A 4063-nucleotide genomic window follows, 5' to 3' on the forward strand; every position below is an offset into this window, starting at 1 on the left:
ACCTGTTAACCCTGCGGATGTAGTATTAACTTCTACACCAAACGGACCATTGACCATTAATCCTGATGGAACTGTAAACGTAGCACCAAACACATCGGCGGGAACGTATACCATAAATTACACTATTTGCGAGGTATTAAATCCAACCAATTGTAATACGGCTACGGTTACTATTGTTGTTTCAGCCCCAGTTATTGATGCTGTAGCGGATACCAATGCGATTCCTGTAAATGGATTTATCGGAGGTAATTCAGGTATCAATGTTTTAACTAACGATACATTGAACGGATTACCTGTTAACCCTGCGGATGTAGTATTAACTTCTACACCAAACGGACCATTGACCATTAATCCTGATGGAACTGTAAACGTAGCACCAAACACACCGGCGGGAACTTATACCATAAATTACACTATTTGTGAGGTATTAAATCCAACCAATTGTAATACGGCTACGGTTACTATAGTTGTTGCAGCCCCAGTTATTGATGCTGTAGCGAATACCAATGCGATTCCTGTAAATGGATCAACCGGCGGTAATTCAGGTATCAATGTTTTAACTAACGATACCTTGAACGGATTACCTGTTAACCCTGCGGATGTAGTATTAACTTCTACACCAAACGGACCATTGACCATTAATCCTGATGGAACTGTAAACGTAGCACCAAACACATCGGCGGGAACGTATACCATAAACTACACTATTTGTGAGGTATTGAACCCAACCAATTGTAATACGACTACGGTTACTATTGTTGTTGCAGCTCCTGCTATTGATGCTAACGATGATGCTTATTCAAATATTAATTGTACTTCATTTGGTGTAATTGGTAATGTATTAGCTAATGATACTTTAAATGGTAATCTTGCTAAATCAGAAGAAGTTAATATAACAACGGTTTCTGGAGGGAATTCAAATATCACATTAGATAATTTTGGAAACATTAATGTTCAAAGCGGAATAGTTAGTGGTTCATATGTACTAACATATCAAATATGTGAAAAACTAAATCCGACTAATTGTGATACGGCTACAATAACAATAAATGTTCAAGATGCAACAGCTCCTGTTATTGCTCAATTACCAGTAGCTTCAACAATATCTTGCGGCTTGACACCTAACTTTGCTCAAGCATTGGCAACAGATACCTGTGGCTCTGTAAACTTAACATTCGTTGATGTAAGAGTACAAGGAAGTTGTATTGGCGCTTACACAATAACTAGAACTTGGAGCGCAACTGATTCCTCAGGAAACACTGCTACGGCTTCTCAAGTTATTAGTGTTCAAGATAATGCTGGTCCAACTACAACTACAGCTTTTACGGCCATTGTTAGTGTAAATTGTGATACAATTCCTGCTAAGCCTGAACTTGTATTTGTAGATAATTGTTCTACAGTTTCACCAGCTATTTTTACTGAAAACATCATAAACAAAACAGAAAACTCTTATTCAATCGTAAGAAAATGGTCTGTAACTGATGCTTGTGGAAATGTATCTGAGTTTACCCAAACTATCAATGTTACAATTCCTAATAGTGTTGTAACAATAAACAGTTCAATTTGTAATGATGGAGAAATCACAACGACGAATCTAAATGATTTCTTACCAATGGGAACTTCAACAAACGGAACTTGGGTAGATGTAAATAATTCAGGTGGTTTACAAGGAAGTACTCTTAATGCTTCGGGTCTTTCAGTTAGAGATTACACATTTGAATATAAAATTGACGATGTTACTTGCCCTAGAACTGTAAGAGTTGTCATGACGGTAAATACCGGTTGTGGTGGCATTGTATTAGCTTGTGGAATCATATTAGTTCATAATGCATTCTCTCCAAATGGTGACGGAATTAATGAAAAATTCATAATCGATAATATTGACGATACTGTTTGTTATCCAGATAATACTGTAGAGATTTATAACCGTTGGGGGGTTTTGGTTTATGAAACTAAAGGATATAATAATACAACTAATGTTTTCAATGGTACTTCTCTTGGTAGAACAACCGTTAGTCAATCTACAGGTTTACCTACAGGAACTTACTTCTATATTTTGAATTATACTTCTGTTGACAATGATGGAAAAATCATGACGAATAAAAAAGATGGATATTTATATATTGTAAATAATTAAAATTTAATGCCTGAGAACTTTTTGTCCTCAGGCATTATAAAATTAAAATAGCTCTATTTCTTAAATAATAAACTCTAAAAAATTATCAAACCAATCTAATTAATTCTTATAAATGAGTTCGATAGATAATTTAAAATAATAAATATCTACTATGAAAACAAAATTATTTTCTTTCGTTTTGATGTTTACAGCCTTTGTAAGTTATGCACAACAAGATGCTCAATTTACTCAATACATGTACAACACAATCAATATTAATCCCGCTTATGCTGGATCAAGAGGTGCTTTAAGTATTTTTGCGCTACATCGTACACAATGGGTAGGACTTGATGGTGCTCCAGTTACTAATGCTGCTTCTGTCAATACACCTCTGAACGAAAGTAATTTAGGTTTGGGAGTATCAATTATAAATGATAAAATTGGACCTACCACTGAAAACACGATTTCAGCTGATTTATCATACACCGTTCCTACTTCTGAAACCTTTAAATTATCTTTTGGAATCAAAGCAACTGCTAACTTTTTTAATTTAGATGTCAACCGATTAAATCCTGTTGACGATGATCCTAGTCTGCATGATTTCAATAATAAATTTACACCTAATATTGGAGCGGGTGTTTATTTACATTCTGACAAAGCTTATGTAGGGTTTTCAATACCAAATTTCATCGAAAGCAACCGTTATGATGATAATGAAGTAGCTATTTTTAAAGAAAAAATTAATTACTACTTAATTGCAGGTTATGTGTTTGATGTGAATGAATCCATAAAATTTAAACCCGCACTATTGACAAAAGTTGTTGCAGGTGCTCCGCTTCAAGTGGATGTATCAGGAAACTTTATGTTCAATGATAAATTTGTTATTGGTCTAGCTTATAGATGGTCTGCTGCAGTAAGTGCGATGGTTGGGTTTCAAGTTACTGACGGAATGTATATAGGATATGGTTATGATCATGAAACCACTAATTTGAATAACTATAATTCCGGTTCCCATGAAATATTTTTACGTTATGAAATATTTAAAAATAATGGAAAAATCATAACTCCTAGATTCTTCTAAAAATTAAGACTATGAAAAAATTTATATTCTTTTACATAACAATAGTAAGTGTTTTTTCTATTAACATTTATTCCCAAAAAGCAAAATTGGCTACTGCCGATAAAAAGTATGACGGCTATGCTTATGTAGATGCCATCAAAACCTATGAAAGGATTGCTGAAAAAGGATATAAATCTGCGGATCTGTTTAAAAAGTTGGGGAATGCTTACTACTTTAATGCTCAGTTCGATAAAGCTGCTAAATGGTATGGTGAATTATTTACTATGGATACCTCTAATTTAGAACCGGAATATTATTATCGTTATGCTCAGTCTTTAAGAGCAATGGACCAAAATGATAAGGCTAATGAGATGATGGAGTTATTCAACCAAAAATCAGGTAACGATACCAGAGGCAAACTATTTAAAAAAAATACCAATTATTTAGAAGCTATAAAAGCAAATTCCGGAAGATATACAGTTGAAGATGCCGGAATAAACTCTATGTATTCTGATTATGGAACTGCACTATATTCGAATAAATTAGTTTTTGCTTCAGCAAGGGATACAGGAAGTCTTGGACAAAGAAAACACAAATGGACCAATCAGTATTTTACAAACTTGTACACGGCTGATTTAGGGGAAGACATGACACCGGGTACTGCGAAAAAGTTTGATGGAACCATAAATTCGAAATTTCATGAATCTACTCCTACTTTTAGCAGTGATGGAAAAACCATGTATTTTTCACGAAACAACTATCTCGATGGCAAAAAAGGAAAAGATGGAAATAAAATTACTTTAATAAAAATATACAAAGCCACTTTAGAGAATGACAAATGGGTAAATGTAACCGAACTGCCTTTTGACAGTGATAATTACAGTACT

2 protein-coding genes and 1 pseudogene are annotated in these 4063 nt (G+C 34.0%); all 3 read left to right on the forward strand.

Annotated features, from left to right (window positions below):
- Positions 1 to 2137, forward strand: a 2137-nt coding sequence (locus QLS31_RS16080; RefSeq protein WP_282744681.1) for a gliding motility-associated C-terminal domain-containing protein, incomplete at its 5' end; no start/stop codon positions are given.
- A 151-nt stretch (positions 2138 to 2288) separates the two neighbouring features.
- On the forward strand, positions 2289 to 3197 hold the full coding sequence (locus tag QLS31_RS16085) for a type IX secretion system membrane protein PorP/SprF (RefSeq protein ID WP_282744682.1): 909 nt from the start codon (positions 2289 to 2291) through the stop codon (positions 3195 to 3197).
- A gap of 11 nt (positions 3198 to 3208) precedes the next feature.
- Positions 3209 to 4063: pseudogene (locus tag QLS31_RS16090) on the forward strand (flagellar motor protein MotB); the annotation flags it as partial.

Source organism: Flavobacterium sp. XS2P24, from assembly GCF_030010285.1.
Lineage (GTDB): Bacteria > Bacteroidota > Bacteroidia > Flavobacteriales > Flavobacteriaceae > Flavobacterium > Flavobacterium algoritolerans.

What these genes read in the sequence shown, in the direction of transcription:
- QLS31_RS16085 (WP_282744682.1), top strand. Translation starts at nt 2,289, where the DNA reads ATGAAAACAAAATTATTTTCTTTCGTTTTGATGTTTACAGCCTTTGTA.